This window comes from Flagellimonas sp., assembly GCF_965233845.1.
Lineage (GTDB): Bacteria > Bacteroidota > Bacteroidia > Flavobacteriales > Flavobacteriaceae > Flagellimonas.
Map to the genome: position 1 here is coordinate 1,222,357 of NZ_OZ247584.1, position 16,543 is coordinate 1,238,899.

Genomic DNA, 16,543 nt, shown 5'->3' on the forward strand with positions numbered 1-16,543 from the left:
TATTATTTTTGACTTGTTGGATTGTCGCTGAGTTAAATCATGATTGGCCAAGGTGGTGCGACAATTTTTCGTCTTTGGCTTTTAATCAGGTCAAATGGGGCCAAGAAACTAAATAATAACATTTTATGGGCAAGTACTTATTCATTTATTTTTTTACGTTATTATGTTCGTTAACAAATTTGTTTTCTAATGACCTTAGGGCCAGGGGGTACAGTCTAATTCCTGCACCACAGCAAACGTACATTGAGGATGGGGATGTTAGGATTGATAATAATTGGGGCATTGAAAATTTAATTGGTTCAAAATCAATTGCATTGAATAGACTTATTGTGGGTGCTAGGGAACTCCATAACTTGGATTTCAATGGAAATGGAACTGGTAAGATATCGCTTGAAATTATAAAGACACCACTTTTTGAAAATTTGAACGCCAAACGCTTAAATGAGGCATATCAAATTAAAATTCTGCCTGAAAAAGTGAAGATAGTAGCAAACGCTGAAGCGGGAATTTTTTATGGTGTTCAAAGTTTGCTTCAATTGCTAAAACCTGTTCACGGTGGGGTATTTGAAATACCTATTGGAACAATAAATGATTGGCCGGATACCGAGCTTAGGGTTATCCATTGGGATACCAAACACCATCAGGATAGGGTCGGGACCCTAAAAAAATACCTGGACTGGGCTGCTTTTTTCAAAGTTAATGCGGTTGCATTTGAAATTGAGGATAAATACGAGTTCCCGAGAAACCCGGTTATAGGTGCTCCGGGAGCATTTACAAAAGAGGAAATGATAGAGGTAACCTCTTATGCTCTTGATCGGTTTATTCAATTAATACCATTAATACAGGCCCCGTCCCACATGACCTATGTTTTGAAGCATCAGGAGTTTGAGCACTTGAAAGCCGATAAAGAAAGCAATTATCATATATGTATGTGTGATGAGGATGCAATGGCGTTGATTTTTGAGTTGTACCAGGATATGATTGATGCCACACCTGGGGTTGAATACTTTTTTGTTTCCACCGATGAGGTTTACTATGCTGGTATTTGTGGAAAATGTGAAAAGGAATACAATGTGGAAAACAGAAGCCAGACTTGGGTGGATTATGTCAATAGGGTCCATGAATGGATGTCTCGCAGAAACCGAAAAATGTTGGCATGGGTTGAATACCCCTTATTGACAGAGCATATTACCCAATTGAGTTCTGGAATAATCGATGCAATAATGACCCCTGGTAGGGACGTAGAATGGATTGAAAGTGAAAACAAAGCCGGGATCAAACAACTTTCCTATAGTTCAATGCAGGGAGCCGAGTATCTGTTCCCCAATTACTTTCCAACCCGATATCGTAACCGGAATACTCAAGGCAGGTTGAAAGATGCTTCAACAAGTATTCCAAGGATTCTTGAAAAAGGAGGGAGGCCAATTGGTACTTTTGCAGCCGCTTGGGACGACTCGGGACTCCACAGTGAAACTTTTTGGCTGGGTTGGGCTACAGTGACACAATACGGTTGGTCTATTGGAAAACCTAGTTTGAATCAAAATATATCTGATTTCATGAATGCATTTTATGGTTATGAAAGTCCAAACATGGTAAAGATTTATAGGTTGATACAAGAGGGTGCCAGGTTCTATGAAGATCTTTGGGATAAAACCGAATCAACAGAGAGGAAATATAGCTACGGAAGTTCGAAGGGAAAGCACTCCTATCCCCGAACTGATTTGATTTTGGATTTACCAGCACTGCCCTTCAAAGAAAACAAAGAGGCAAATTCTACGCAGCATACATTCGGAAAAAAATATGCCGAAAAAATAAATATGGCACTGGAACTTAGGAAGAAAAACGACCACTTATTGGACCTACTTTCACATAGTATTTCCAAAGTGGGCAGAAACAGGTATAATCTTGAAGTATTTATCTCAATCGCTTATTTGGAGCGACATGTAATGGACATGATAGTTGATATTGCTAGGGCTGAGGACTATTTGGTGGCTGCCGAGAAGGAAAATAACCCTCAAAAGGTTGTCAACTTGATGATTGAAGCGTATAATGTTATTGATGGGATTATGGAGGAAGAAGGTAAAATGTGGAATAATTTGGTTCAGGTTTGGGAGAAAAGTCGATATGAAAAGGGGAGAAATACCGAGGGTAAAAATTTCGTCCATATCATGGATGATGTAAAAGACCATTTTGCGGATCGTAGAAGAGGGTTGGAATTTATGATGGCACCTATTGAAAGAATGGATTTGGGAGGATGGCAAGAACAACTTTGGGAAGTGATAAAAGAATATTCGAACAAGAATAATGTCAAGCTCACTGGAATTCCTGAGGAAAGATTGGAAGATTAGCTAAATGTACTGTGTCCGGCAAGCGTTGCTCAAACACTTGAAATATAAAAAAAACATTTCCAGGTCGATTGCCCCATACGATTTAAAATTAAAATGATTTTTAGATTGAAAGCATTGGTGGGCGTAGTACAGTAAAAATCTAGTTAAAACCAATAATCAAATGAAAAAGCGGCAAGCACTCTGAATGGGATAATTGTCTTGATGTGTAATTAAAAATAAGGAAATTAATGAACAAGCTTAAACCAATCATCGTCTTTGGGTCACTTTTAGTTTTGTTTTCCTGTAAAACAAGTAGGGTAACCGCATTGCCTGAACATAAATTGTCTTTTTTTACATCCCAATATGAAAATTCATTAAAGGAGAATAATGACCCTACAAAAATACCCAGATCTACTTCCGATAAAGGTAAATTGAAAACAACCGGGATCTATGGTTGGACAAGCGGTTTTTTTTCAGGGAGCCTGTGGTATGTGTATAAATTGACCCATGATGAGCAATGGAAAAAGGAAGCAATTAAATGGACCGAAGCTCTTGAACCGGTCCAATATGTCACCAATGATCACGACATAGGTTTTATGATTAATTGTAGCTTCGGAAATGGTTATAAAATCACTAAAGACGAGAATTACAAGAAAGTATTGATACAGGCAGCAAACTCCTTGAGCCAAAGATATAGTCCTGTGGTCAAGAGTATAAAATCATGGAACAGGAAAAAATCATGGGATGGCAAAACTGAATGGAAGTTTCCAGTGATTATTGATAATATGATGAACCTTGAATTATTATTTGAAGCAACTACATTGAGTGGAGATGAAACTTTTGGAAAAATCGCCGTCGAACACGCTTTGACCACTATGAAAAACCACTACAGAAAAGACTTTTCAAGTTACCATGTAGTGGATTACGATCCTGATACGGGAAATGTAATGGATCAAGCAACATCACAGGGTTTTGCAGATGAATCTTCATGGGCTCGTGGTCAGGCATGGGGATTATATGGGTATGTTATCTGTTACCGATACACAAAGGACAAAAGATTTTTGGAATTCGCGGAAAACATCGCAAATTATATATTAAACCATCCAGAGCTTCCAAAAGATTTGATTCCTTATTGGGATTATGATGCACCGGCCGCCTTGCTTACGCCAGAATGGGATTATGACCCAGAAAGGATTACTGAAGATTTAAGAGACGCTTCGGCCGCGGCCATAACCTGTTCTGCCCTTCTTGAACTGGGAATGTATTCCAAAGAATTTGGCGACAAGTTCATTTCTAGTGCAAAGGAGATGATAAAAACCTTATCATCACCTAAATACCTGGGGTCGGAAACCAACAAGTATTTTATTCTTGACCATTCGGTTGGGAGTATACCTCACGGTGCGGAGATAGATGTCCCTCTGGTATATGCGGATTACTATTATTTGGAAGCGTTGGTTCGTTTGGATAAAATTCAAAATCAATAAAGTGGCCTAGGCAAGTTGCCTTTACGGGCTTTTTGGATATAGTTTTTTTAAACTTGTGTTGTGGATATTTAAAATATAGAAGATGTTTAACCTTTATGCTTAGCTTGTGGATAACCATCTGTTGAATCAACTAAAAGTTGCAGTGCGCTTGATGTGAATACGACCGAAAATTATTAGCATTTAAATTTAACTGTCAATTAGAGGGAACAACCATTAAAATTTTAAATAAACAAAAGTTATTAGAGCACCTTATTTAATTTTTGTAAGAAGTCAAGCTGACCCAAACCATGCCAAAACCGGAGCGGGAATTGTGGAGTTGAGGTCTGAATTGTGTTTGGGTCAACAGGCGATAGGCGATAAGGCAGTTGATTTGGGAATTCCAAAGCTAACTTTAGTAGAAGCCTTGAATGCTGGGATCCGTTCCTTATGGATAGGTGTGGCACCAGTAGGAGGAATTCTAGCCAAAAATTGGCTTGATCCAATAATGGAGGCGGCAAGTTTGAGGGTGGATATCATGGTGAGCCAAATCTGCCAATACAAGAATATTCGATGGCCCTCTGTTCATAAGGAAAGATATTGACCATGACCTGCAATACAGTAACAATTGATTTGTAAGCATTCCTGAAGTAAAGTTATTGGCATAGGTGATAACCACTAAAGTCGATATTAATAATATGATTCAATGACAGAAATCAAAGTCTTTTGTCCGGCTACCATTGCAAATGTATCGTGTGGCTTTGATGTTTTAGGATTGGCACTGGAATCAGTTGGAGATTTTATGACGGTAAGGAAAATTCCCGAAAAAACCATACGTATCAGCAGGATCGTCGGTCAGAATCTACCTTTAGAAACTGAAAAAAACGTATCTGGTGTGGCTGGGTTGGCATTGTTGGCCAAAAGCGATTATGTCGGTGGCTTTGAAATCGAGATTGATAAACGTATAAAATCTGGCAGTGGAATCGGAAGTAGTGCAGCAAGTTCAGCTGGGGCCGTTTGGGCGATGAACGAATTGTTGGGAAAACCTTTCTCCAAATTGGAATTAGTGGAATTTGCCATGCAGGGTGAATTATTGGCCAGTGACATGGCCCATGCTGACAATGTAGCTCCAGCCATATATGGAGGATTTGCTTTGGTGCGAAGTTATGATAGCCTGGACATAATTCCCCTTCCTACCCCCGCTGAACTTTATGCCACGGTAATACATCCGCAAATAGAGATTAATACCTCTGACTCTAGGAAAATTCTCAGGACATCCATTTCACTTGCACAAGGCATCCAACAATGGGGTAATTTGGGGGGGCTTATATCAGGGCTTTACCAAAACGATTATAATCTTATTGGGAGGTCCCTCCATGACCATATATTTGAGCCGATCCGATCGGTTTTAATACCTGGTTTTGATGAAGTCAAGACCAATGCAATTGAAGTAGGGGCCTTGGGTTGTGGTATTTCTGGGTCAGGTCCATCCATCTTTGCCCTTAGTAAAGGAAAGCACATGGGTCAAAGAGTGGCTGATTCTATGAAAGAAACGTATTCAAAAATTGGTGTTCCTTTTCAGGTTCATTTATCAAAAGTCAATACTCAAGGCGTAAAGAAAATAGCTTAGAAAAATGAAATTTTATAGTTTAAACAGCTCCATACCTGACACATCATTTAAGAAAGCGGTGATATCCGGAATTGCACCCGATAGAGGGCTTTATTTTCCTGAAAGGATAAAGCAATTGTCCTCTACTTTTTTCAACAATATTGAGCAAATATCTAACAATGAAATCGCATTTAACGCCATACGTCAATTTGTGAGCGACGATATCCCCGATAAGGTGCTAAAAGAAATTATAGATAAAACTTTGGATTTTGATTTCCCTTTGGTTGAAATCGAAGAGAATGTATCGACTTTAGAACTTTTTCATGGGCCCACAATGGCTTTCAAGGATGTAGGTGCACGATTCATGGCCAATTGTTTGGGATATTTTTTTGAAGACGAACAAGAGGAGGTCACTGTTTTGGTGGCTACCTCCGGCGATACAGGTGGTGCCGTCGCCAATGGGTTTTTAGGTGTCCAAGGAATCAAAGTGATCATTCTGTACCCCAGTGGTAAAGTCAGTAATATTCAAGAAAAGCAGTTGACGACCTTAGGGAATAATATCTATGCCATTGAGGTTGATGGCACATTTGATGATTGTCAGAATCTTGTGAAAAGAGCGTTCTTGGACAGGGAAATCACCATGCATAGAAATATGACTTCGGCCAACAGTATAAATGTGGCTAGATGGTTGCCACAGATGTTTTACTTTTTGTTCGCCTATAAACAGACCAAAGCTGGCGGACGCGATATTGTTTTTTCAGTGCCCTCAGGTAATTTTGGAAATATATGTGCAGGTATGATCGCCCAAAAACTAGGACTTCCGGCAAAACATTTTGTGGCCTCCACAAACGTTAACGATGTGGTGCCTAAATATATGGAGAATGGGATTTATCAACCTATGCCGTCCATTGCCACAATTTCCAATGCCATGGACGTAGGGGATCCAAGTAATTTTATTCGGATTCAACACCTTTACCACAATAATTTGTCAACCCTGAAAGAAAACCTGTCTTCATACGCTTTTACGGATGAAACCACAATACATGCCATAAAACAAGTGTATTCAAAAACGGGATATGTTATGGATCCCCATGGAGCAGTGGGCTATCTTGGATTGAAAGAATATCAAAAAAATAATCCTGGTACTTACGGGGTTTTTTTAGAAACCGCACACCCCATAAAGTTCTTGGATGTAGTAGAGGAAAACCTTGGATTGATACCAGAAATGCCACCTCAAATCAAAAAAGTAATGAATAAGAAAAAAGAAGCTACTTTGATTTCTAACTATGATGAGCTAAAATCCTATCTCATGCAGTAAATTGTTTCTTAAGAATCGGGTGGACTTGGGTGTGGGCGATGCAAAAGTAAAGATTTAATAAAAATGTAAAACGAGTAAAATTTTGTGTTGATAAAATGAAAAAATTTGGATATGCCATTTTGATTATGGCGACTTGGGTAACTTCATGTAAGTTGGAAAAAAAGGAATTGAACAAAATCACACATTCAGATACGGACTATTTCCCTAGGGAAATAGTCCGATTTGAGCCAATAGACCAGAACCCAATTTTTGAAGGCACCAATACAAACAGTTGGGACCGTAATATCAGGGAGAGAGGTTTTATTCTTTATGATCAAGGTAAATACAAAATGTGGTACACAGGATACAACGACAGCATTTCTGATAAAAGGTTCCTTGGATTGGCACTTTCTAATGATGGGATTATTTGGGATCGCTATCAAGATGGGGCGATTCTGGCTGATGAATGGGTGGAAGATATGTTTGTCCTAAAACATGAAGGCTTATATTATATGTTTGCGGAGGGTATGAACGATGTTGCCAAATATTTAGTTTCCCCTGATGGCATTACATGGACCCCAAAAGGAAAACTTACAGTGTTAAAAACTGATGGAACCCCCTTGGATGAAGGACCTTATGGTACCCCAACAGTGTGGGTTGAAAACGGGGAAAAATATTTATTCTATGAACGTAATGATCTTGGGGTTTGGTTGGCCAAATCAGAGGATTTTATAACATGGACCAATGTTCAAGATGAACCTATACTACAAATCGGGCCCGGAGAGTATGACGAGGCAGCGGTCGCAGCAAATCAGATTGTAAAATATGAAGATAACTATTATATGTTCTACCACGGTTCAAATAATCCGGATTGGGCAAAAACTGGAGTAACAGCTTTATGGACCTCCAATGTTGCTATGTCCAAGGATCTTATCCATTGGGTAAAATATCCCGATAACCCAATAGTTGATGGAGATCATTCAAGTAACATTGTGGTTTTCAATGGGAAAGAATACATACTTTATACAACGCATGACAAAGTTTGGAGATACGACCCAATCCATTCAAATTCTATTGAATAGAACGGGAATTTGAAAACTAAGATGAACTGGTTTTTTCGGAATTAAGCAAATTTCTGAAGATGGCCATTAGGGAACAATTCCCTTTTTAAAAGTATCCTACAATTGTAAGGATTTTATGATAAATTAAAAACCCGTAAATAACAATGTATTGGGCGGGATTTGGATAGATATTAATTTTAAAGTCGAAAATTTTTAGAACAATTGCATAGCTTTTTTAAAGAAGTATCTCGAATAATTTTCAAAGGGGAATTCATCTTTGAAACACCAATATACTTAACTTAAATGCTGTGCGATTAACGAAGAAACCTTCGGTTGAACCTAAGCTAAACAATAAAATTACAGGAAGTTCCACGGTTTTATAGAATTTAAAGTTGGTTGTCCAATATTCCCGAAAGAGAATCACGCGATATTTTCTCGGACAAGGGACGGCATAAAGCCATTCCCCAGGTCACTTTTAATTCCGTTTCCTTCCCGCTCCAAAATTTTTCCTTGTTTGGCACTGGGTCCACTATTGTTCAATTTAAAACGCAATTCATGGAAAAGCAAAACATAGTGCAACTGGATTTTGGTTTTGAACTTGAGCCAACCAAAACACCAATTCCAAACTTAAACCCTAGGTCCCTCAAAAAAGTTTAATCCGATTTTGTCCTTGACTTTATGGGTTTATTGCAAAGTCCCATCATCGTGTATCCTTCACCATGGCAGGGTATCGTGCCCAAAGATCTATTGAACAATATCATCATGGCCCGGATGTTTACCCAGATGAAAGGGGAACTCATGGCCTCCTTGACAGAGGTAGTGGCCTACATGATGCCCAGGACCTGCGAATCTCCCATTCCCTGTGAATGGGTGAACATTTACACATGGTGTGGACTACAGTATGCCAAGACCTTCAAAACAACAGGACAGATGGAGGCCATGGTGGAAGTTGCCCCCCAACAACTTTCAGTATATGAGATGGACCTTTTGAAAGGGTTGCGAATTTGGATCTATGAGAAAAGGCGAAAAGTCTTAAAGGAAAGCATGAAAACATCAATGCCCAAATTGAACGGACCTTCCCCCAATGATCAGGGAAAGCTGTTCCAGGAAGATTAAAGGGAACCCAAGTTCTAGGATTTTGCAGGTACTTTTGACCCAGCACAATCGCAATGGTCGATGTATTGTCATTACGCCTAAACGGAAGTCGTCCCAACAGATTTTTGATTCGTCCTTTGCTGCAAACCCTTCTTATGGCCTTGCAGGGAAAGGCCGCAAAATCCGTCCGCCCGCCATCAAATTTTAAGGGGTCCTTAATAAAAGAAGCCCTGGTTGTTTTTCGGGGCATCGAAAAACAGGGCAGTGCCCAAGGACTTCCAATCAGGACACCATCGCCTTCGGTCGCTCAACTTCCCGTACGCTCCCTTGACAATGGGTCGGATGGAATTCCCAAGGGCCCTCATCGAACCCGTCAAGGCCAAGGCAGGTTTTGTCCACAAATAGGGTTTCCACTTCCTTGAAAACCCTGTCTGTCATGGGCATGGGCAAGGGTTTTACTACGTTGCGGAGCCTCCCGATTTCTGCCCAAAAGCCTTGACAGAACCCCCTTCTTTTATTGTGCCATGCACGTAAGAAGCAAACAAACGCCCCTTAAAATTTGGGAAACAATGACCAAAAAATAAAGGGGAAATTTTTAACCAGTCTGCGAAAGGCAGGCACTTAAAACTTTTTATCATGAGTACATTGAGAAACAAGGTACAGCTTATCGGAAACGTGGGGCAAGACCCCGTGATCACAGACCTTGACAAGGGGAAACGTGTGGCACGCCTGACCATGGCCACCAATGAACATTACAAGAACAGCGAAGGGGAACGGGTGACCAACACCGAATGGCATACCGTGATCGGTTGGGGCAAGCTTGCAGACATCATCGAAGGTTTTGTGACCAAGGGCAAAGAGATCGCCATCGAGGGAAAATTGACCTCCAGATCCTATGAGGACAAAGAGGGAAACAAACGTTACGTCACCGAAGTCGTGGCCAGCGAGATTCTATTGTTGGGCGGCAACAACGACTGATATGGATAGGGGTGTCTATTGAGATTCTTTGGGCACCCCTTTCTTTATAAAGCCTTAAACATTGGGAAATGAAACATTATGTCAACGAAATACAGATCAGTTATCAGGAAAAGCTCAGCACGCTCAAATCCCTGTCAGTCACCAACTCCAACGATGTGGCTAAACTATTGTTCAAAAATTGGGACAACAAGACCATAGGGCTGCACGAGACCTTCAAGATCGTGTTGCTCAACCAGTCCAATAAGGTCAAAGGCGTCTATCCATTATCCCATGGGGGCATCACTGGAACCTTGGTGGATATGCGCATCCTTTTTGCAATTACCCTAAAAACCCTTTCCGTGGGGATCATCCTCGCCCATAACCATCCCTCTGGGCAAATGAGACCTAGTGGGGCGGACAAGGAATTGACCCGGAAAATACAACGGGCAGCAAATCTTTTTGATGTCAAGGTGTTGGACCATATCATCCTTGCCCCTGATGGACGGTACTACAGTTTTGCGGATAATGGGCTGTTGTAAAAGGGGATGCCATGATATACCTGAACTTCAACCATCTAAACCATGAGGCCAAAGCGGAATTGTTGGAAATGGCAAGGGAACATGTGGAGCATGAAAATGGAAAGGCCATAAAAGAATACTGCAAGGAAAAGAGGTATGATTACGAAAAGGTCATCGATGAGGAATCCATCAAGAAGCTCTATACCTATGACTATGTTTTCAGTATCTGAACCATCAAACACAATCAAAAAGGCCCAATCATTATGATGGGCTTTTTCTATGCCCGAACCACAGGTTTCCCTATCTTTATGGCAATCCAACCATAGCGTTGGTGTACGGCATCAAAATCTGATTTGACTTTCCCAAAGTCCGTACAAGCAAAGGATTTATAGAATTGTAACAGCGGGTTTGTGAACCAAGTTGTGTGCTGCTTTTTTTTGGCCCTGCGGGGCAAAAAGGAGAAGCAAGAGGGTAGCGTGCTCGCGCAGCGCTACCGATCATGGTCGCTCCGCAGAGCCCTGTCAATGGGGGGTTTCGGGCACCCTTGAAGATTAGGGGTATTCATTTTTGGTGAAAAAGCGCCCCGAGGCCAATAGAATCAAGCAATTTTTGGTGAAAAAATGGATAAAGGATACGAAAAAGAACGCTTTGCCGCCATGAAGGTCAAAGTTTCCGTGGCCAGGAAATTCAGAAGGTTCTCCAAGAAGTTTGGGAAGTCACAATCCATGACCCTGCTCTCTATGGTGGAGTTTTTCGAATACAACGGTATCTCTCCCAATGAACGGATGCACGAGACCATCGCCAGCCTCAAATATTTGATCAAGCGTCGTTTCAATGCCATGGTCGCCATCATGCGCAGTATCGAAAAGGAACAGACCCTGCCCACGGTCAGTATGATCCAAGCCCTGTTCGAACAGGAACTGGAACCCGACGATGAGCAGTGGGAAGGGGAATTCGATTTTATCGAGCAGCAATTGACGGAGATCGAACGACCCATGGAACCCGAGCCATTGGACTTGAAAACCACCGTTCCCAAGATCCGGTACGATCGTTTGGAAGAGCAAATGGAGGAACTAAAGAAGGATTTTGGATATGTCCTAGACCATGTGACGGTGACCAAAGGGCGGTTCGGAAAACAACAGCTGACCCTGGACCTAAAACCAGAAGAGGTTGAAAAATATAGAAGAAAACACAAGAATCCATAACCATGTACATCGCCATAACCCGTCAACAGCTCGGTGACAATTTTCGGGGCAGCGTCCGGGACTTCGTCAATTACCTCGAAAAGGAAAACGAGGGCAAATCCCTAGAACAGCAAGAACTGTACTTCAACCAAGAAGAGAACAACATTGATGCGGAACGGGTCATTGCCGAGATCGATGCCAATACCGCAAAGCTGGGCAAAAAAGATCCTAAATTCTACTCCATCGTGGTCAGTCCCTCGAAAAGGGAGCTGGAACATATCGGCAATGATCCCGAGAAGTTGAAACAGTATACCCGTGAATTGATGAGGACCTATGCGGCCTCTTTTTACCGGGACAGGGAAGTGACCGTCAAGGACATCCTTTATTTTGCCAAGTTGGAACGGCAGCGCAGCTTTTCGGAAAAGGATAAAGCGGTCAGAGAGAACCAACCCTTTGCAAGTCAGATTTTGGAGCTCAAGCACCAGATCTGGAATATCGAACGAGGGGAGGGGCAAGGAAATGTGATAAAGCTTAAAGAAAGGATACAGACCTTGGAAAAGGAAGCTCCACACCAACAAAACGGAAAGCGCATTGTCCCCGGAATGGCCAAAGAGGGACACCAGAGCCATGTCCATATCATCGTCAGCCGAAAGGATGTGACCAATTCCCATAGCCTTTCCCCGGGATCCAAGTTCAGGACCTCGGAGACCACGCTCAACGGTGAGACAGTAAAACAGGGATTCGACCGGGACCGGTTCTTTCGTTCGGCCGAAAAGACCTTTGATCAGAAGTTTGGATACCGTAGGAACTTTGTGGAGACCTACCATGCCCGGAACCTTTTGGACAAGGACCCCAAACTCTTCTTTGCCCTGTTGTTGGGTCTTCCGACCCATGAGAAACAGGCGGCACGGCAGTTGCTGTTCAAGGCAGGGGTCCAGGTACCCACGCTTCCCACCAATAAGGTGCAATTGGCCTATAGGGCCTTGATGCAGCTGCGTAAAGGGATTGGTAAGGCCATGGAATCGGGATCTATCGGAATTTAAAGGGGAATTATGGAAGATTTAAAGTGGATAGGAATCGTGACGGGACTTCTTGTTGGGAGTGGAGTTTCCTACGGCGCAATACGGTTTGTGAAGTATGGTGTTCTCATGATGCCGATCATTTTGGTGTTATTGACCACAATCAATTGGGTGCTCTGGGGCATGCAGGGGCTGTTAACAGGCTTGATGCTGTTATGGACGCCACTGTTGTTCATACATACCATTATTTTTGGCCTGGTCGGTAGTGGTGATGGCCTCCAAAAACGATCCAAAACCTTTGAAGTGAAACTGAAGGTCCGTGGCCGTCCCCTGGTGCTGGGAAACATCCGTCGCGGGGTATCCGTGATGGCCTCCGCGGGCAGCGGAAAGACCGAAAGCGTGATTTATGGTTTTTTGAAGCATTTTAGGGAGCAGGGGTTTTCCGGTATCATCCACGATTACAAGGATTTTGAGATCACCGAAATGGCATGGCCGCTTTGGAAGGATGCAGGTGTGCCGTTCCATATCGTTTCCTTTGGTCCCATTTACCATAGGATGAACCCGGTTGCCCCAAGGTACCTGCCCGATGAGGAAAGTGTCCATGAGGTCTCCCGTGTGCTCTTGGAAAACCTCTTGGAACATAGGGATTCCGATGAGAACAGTACCTCCCGTTTCTTTAAGGATGCCGCGGAAGGGTTGATCAGTGGGCTGATATGGCGGTTGAAGACGGATTACCCCGATTACTGTACCCTTCCACATCTGATGGCCCTCTACCAGCAATTGGGCACCAAGAGCCTGGTCAAGTTCCTGCGGGGCAATATCACCTCTCGGTCCATGGCCGATGCCTTTATCAGTGGCATGGGATCGGAGCGGCAAACGGCAGGGGTGCTCAGCACCCTTGCCAATGCCATCAAAAAGATCAATACCCGGAAGATATTCATGGTCCTGTCCGCAGATGAGATCCCCTTGGATATCAACCATGCCGTGAACCCGGCCGTGATCGCCCTGGTGAACAATCCCCAAAAGGATGCCTCACTGTCGCCGGTTATTGCCACGGTTATCCATACCATTTCCAAGCAAATGGCCCAAAGGAAACGACAGCCCTCATTCATGTTGTTGGAAGAGGCCTCCACCTTGCGCCTTTTGAACATGCACCGCATACCTGCTACCTTAAGGAGCTATGATATCGTGAGTGTGTATGTATTGCAGGACAAGATCCAGAACGATATGATGTACGGGGAAAAGGCCAGCAAGGCCATACTCTCCAACCTGTCCTACCAGTTCTTTGGAAAAGTCAACGATCCCGACACCGCCAAATATTATGAGCGGTTCTTCGAACTTGTAAAGATGCCCACCCGCAGCGTGAGCAAGAGTTCTGGTCTTAATTTGGAACGACGGATCACGGAAGGGGAGAAGGAGGTTTCCAAGCGCAGGGCGGATGTCTTCTTTCGGTTGAAACAAGGGGAGTTCGTGGTATTTGCGGATGGTAAGGACCGGAAGGTCCGGTTTCCGAAACCGAAAATCAATAGGGAACTGCCCAAACCTTTAAAGGTAACGGAAAAGGATTTGGAACAGCATTACCTTAAGGTACACCGGGAAATCAGGGCCATTTTTAAGGGGTCTGATAGTGAGAATTAAATAAATGTCGCTTATATACGACATAAATGCTCAATTTGTCACAAATAAGCGACATAGTACTGGTTATTGTCTGGCAATATTGATTTCATCTTTTTGTAGAGCAAAAAAAATAGACTACATTTGTTCAAAAATATTGCCTGTTCACGTATTCGTGAACATAAATATTAAATGAACAATGAATGATAAGGAAATCATACAAGTGGCACTCGAAAATATCGATAGGACCGGGCTTCTAAAAGCTCGGTGGTTGGACAATGCCAAAGGAACCAATCTGGACGGGGCATTCGAACTGGAATGGCAGAATCGACAGTACACTTTTAACACCAAGGTCAAAAAAGAGTTGCGGAACGCCCAATTGCCACAATTGGAAGCTTTGGCCAATGACCACCCTCCCTTTCTAATTCTGGCACAACGCATTTTTCCAAAAATAAAAGAAGCACTGCGGGAAAGGCAAATTCCGTACTTAGAGGCCAATGGCAATATTTATCTTGAACATCCTGGGTTTTTAATATGGCTGGATACCAATCCGCCCATTCCGGTAAAAAGCACCAAGACCAACAGGGCATTTACCAAAACAGGCCTTAAAGTGGTCTTCCAATTCCTTGAGGATGAACAATGGATCAATAGACCCTACCGGGACATTGCCAACCAGATGGGCTTAGGAATCGGTACCATTGTCAATGTGATCAAAGGCTTGGAACAAGAAGGGTTCCTTATTAAGTTGACCAAAAAGGATTATGCACTCAGGGATAAGCCTAGGCTTTTGGAAAAATGGATCATGGCTTATGAGAAAAACCTGAAGCCCACCCTGTTTCTTGGCAATTTTAGATTTTTGAACCCCGATGACCAATTCCAATGGCAGGACATCGATTTGGCCACTGGTCGGACCTTTTGGGGCGGTGAACCTGCCGGTGATATCTATACGGACTATTTGAGACCTGAGGAATTTACCCTATATACCGCCGAGGAAAGGGGGGATATTATGCGCAATTACAAATTGGTGCCGGACAGCAATGGTACCGTTAGGGTTTATGAAAAATTTTGGACAGGGACCGATCATACCGCAAATGTGGCCCCTCCCTTATTGGCCTATGCCGATCTTATTATGAAAGGAGACCGCCGATGTAGGGAAACAGCTGAAAAAATATATGATGGGTTCTTACAAGGTAAAATTTAGGCAACTTCAACAGCATCCGGAACTCCCTAAAATTTTGGAGGCCCTCGAAAAGGGTTTTGACAAACACAGGGTTGATTTTTATTTGGTAGGGGCCGTGGCGCGCGATCTTTGGATGACGGCCATTAACGGTATTCCCCCAAATCGGATAACAAGGGATATCGACTTTGCGGTCCTTATCAATGATAAGGGAACCTATGAGAGCTTGAAAGCGTATTTGATTCAAAAGGAAGGCTTTCAACCAGTGAAGGAAAATGCTTTCGTGTTGATGTGGAAGGGGATGATCCAAGTGGACCTACTGCCTTTTGGTGATATTACGGACAATGGGGCCAAGGTCAGTATTGAGGGTATCGGTCTGACCAGTTTGAACATGCCCGGATTCATGGAGGTATATGAGGCGGGCCTTCCCAAAGTGGAACTGGAAGGAAAACATAAATTTAAGTTTTGCACCTTGCCCGGAATTGTGATCCTCAAACTATTGGCTTGGCAGGACCGTCCAGAAATCCGAAAGGACGACATCAAGGACGTCGGGACGCTCTTGCAACACTTTTTTGACATGTATGCCGATCAAATTTATACGGATCATTCCGATCTTTTTGGCGACCCGGAATTTGATCTCCCCCATATTGCTGCCAGGGTCATGGGGCGGGAAATGAAAAAGATCACCCACAAGAACACAGAACTATATAGTGGATTGGCCGACCTTTTGGAACGTAACACAGAAAGCCTCCCTACCAGCCAAATGGCCATTTCGCTATCCGGCTTCTTTGACACCACCGTTGATGTTTATTTTGAAATTCTACAGGAGTTGAAAAAAGGGTTTGAGGAATGATGGAGGTCGATGCTTAGGCTTCTGGAATAATCTCTCCGCTATAGGTCTTAAAATGGATGGGAAGCGTATACAGTAACTCGTGATTACGGAAGTCCGTTGTTCAAAACCAGACTGAAGGAATTCGATTTCTAGTTCAGCGTTTTTGCGGTGCTTAATTTCCCATATGGATGACCGTATTCAATGACCTGCGTTTCCCGTATACCATGGATAATGTAATAAGATAAGGGAAAGCTGTAAATTGATAAAGAAAAAACGAGGTCCAAAAGAAGGAAAAACCATCAAATTCAAAAGTTGAAACTATGACTTAGATTTGAACTGGCCCAGTTCAAATCCGTTTGAAGTCGTGCTGGTAAAAATAATAATGTTTATTTG

General features: G+C 42.7%; 16 protein-coding genes. 15 read left to right on the plus strand and 1 reads right to left on the minus strand.

Features of this window, described 5'->3' with window-relative positions:
* The first annotated feature begins 125 nt into the window (after positions 1–125).
* From ACO6S0_RS05455 to ACO6S0_RS05485, 7 genes are all read left to right on the plus strand, one after another.
* Positions 126–2,348, plus strand: coding sequence for a glycoside hydrolase family 20 zincin-like fold domain-containing protein (locus ACO6S0_RS05455; protein ID WP_422350985.1), 2,223 nt, complete (start codon positions 126–128; stop codon positions 2,346–2,348).
* Between the two features lie 227 nt (positions 2,349–2,575).
* Positions 2,576–3,811: a glycoside hydrolase family 88 protein gene (locus tag ACO6S0_RS05460; protein ID WP_422350986.1), complete on the plus strand. Its 1,236-nt coding sequence runs from the start codon at positions 2,576–2,578 to the stop codon at positions 3,809–3,811.
* Positions 3,812–4,121: 310 nt separating this feature from the next.
* On the plus strand, positions 4,122–4,391 hold the full coding sequence (locus ACO6S0_RS05465) for a DUF1611 domain-containing protein (protein WP_422350987.1): 270 nt from the start codon (positions 4,122–4,124) through the stop codon (positions 4,389–4,391).
* 102 nt (positions 4,392–4,493) lie between these two features.
* Positions 4,494–5,417 (plus strand): homoserine kinase, encoded by a 924-nt coding sequence (locus ACO6S0_RS05470; protein ID WP_422350988.1) that lies wholly within the window; start codon positions 4,494–4,496, stop codon positions 5,415–5,417.
* Positions 5,418–5,421: 4 nt separating this feature from the next.
* Positions 5,422–6,714: a threonine synthase gene (gene thrC / locus ACO6S0_RS05475; RefSeq protein ID WP_422350989.1), complete on the plus strand. Its 1,293-nt coding sequence runs from the start codon at positions 5,422–5,424 to the stop codon at positions 6,712–6,714.
* A gap of 95 nt (positions 6,715–6,809) precedes the next feature.
* Positions 6,810–7,775 carry a hypothetical protein gene (locus ACO6S0_RS05480; protein WP_422350990.1) on the plus strand — a complete coding sequence of 322 codons (966 nt, stop codon included), beginning with the start codon at positions 6,810–6,812 and terminating at the stop codon, positions 7,773–7,775.
* 684 nt (positions 7,776–8,459) lie between these two features.
* Positions 8,460–8,870 carry a hypothetical protein gene (locus ACO6S0_RS05485; protein WP_422350991.1) on the plus strand — a complete coding sequence of 137 codons (411 nt, stop codon included), beginning with the start codon at positions 8,460–8,462 and terminating at the stop codon, positions 8,868–8,870.
* A 261-nt stretch (positions 8,871–9,131) separates the two neighbouring features.
* On the opposite strand, the gene ACO6S0_RS05490 is transcribed toward ACO6S0_RS05485, so the two are convergent.
* Positions 9,132–9,293, minus strand: coding sequence for a hypothetical protein (locus ACO6S0_RS05490; RefSeq protein ID WP_422350992.1), 162 nt, complete (start codon positions 9,291–9,293; stop codon positions 9,132–9,134).
* Between the two features lie 192 nt (positions 9,294–9,485).
* Between ACO6S0_RS05490 and ACO6S0_RS05495 the strand changes: the two genes are divergently transcribed.
* From ACO6S0_RS05495 to ACO6S0_RS05530, 8 genes are all read left to right on the plus strand, one after another.
* Complete coding sequence (locus tag ACO6S0_RS05495; RefSeq protein WP_422350993.1) at positions 9,486–9,827, plus strand: single-stranded DNA-binding protein; 342 nt, start codon at positions 9,486–9,488, stop codon at positions 9,825–9,827.
* 68 nt (positions 9,828–9,895) lie between these two features.
* On the plus strand, positions 9,896–10,345 hold the full coding sequence (locus ACO6S0_RS05500) for a JAB domain-containing protein (RefSeq protein WP_422350994.1): 450 nt from the start codon (positions 9,896–9,898) through the stop codon (positions 10,343–10,345).
* Between the two features lie 11 nt (positions 10,346–10,356).
* Positions 10,357–10,554, plus strand: a complete 198-nt coding sequence (locus ACO6S0_RS05505) for a hypothetical protein (protein WP_422350995.1) — start codon at positions 10,357–10,359, stop codon at positions 10,552–10,554.
* A 390-nt stretch (positions 10,555–10,944) separates the two neighbouring features.
* Entirely contained in the window at positions 10,945–11,529 is a 585-nt protein-coding gene (locus tag ACO6S0_RS05510) for a BfmA/BtgA family mobilization protein (protein ID WP_422350996.1), read from the plus strand.
* 2 nt (positions 11,530–11,531) lie between these two features.
* A complete protein-coding gene (gene mobB / locus ACO6S0_RS05515) occupies positions 11,532–12,551 on the plus strand; it encodes a MobB family relaxase (protein WP_422350997.1) in 1,020 nt (339 codons plus the stop codon).
* A 9-nt stretch (positions 12,552–12,560) separates the two neighbouring features.
* Positions 12,561–14,165 (plus strand): type IV secretory system conjugative DNA transfer family protein, encoded by a 1,605-nt coding sequence (locus ACO6S0_RS05520; RefSeq protein WP_422350998.1) that lies wholly within the window; start codon positions 12,561–12,563, stop codon positions 14,163–14,165.
* Between the two features lie 175 nt (positions 14,166–14,340).
* Positions 14,341–15,342, plus strand: coding sequence for a type IV toxin-antitoxin system AbiEi family antitoxin (locus ACO6S0_RS05525; RefSeq protein ID WP_422350999.1), 1,002 nt, complete (start codon positions 14,341–14,343; stop codon positions 15,340–15,342).
* On the plus strand, positions 15,314–16,171 hold the full coding sequence (locus tag ACO6S0_RS05530; RefSeq protein ID WP_422351000.1) for a hypothetical protein: 858 nt from the start codon (positions 15,314–15,316) through the stop codon (positions 16,169–16,171). Before ACO6S0_RS05525 ends, ACO6S0_RS05530 begins: the two co-directional genes overlap by 29 nt.
* The last annotated feature ends 372 nt before the right edge of the window (positions 16,172–16,543 follow it).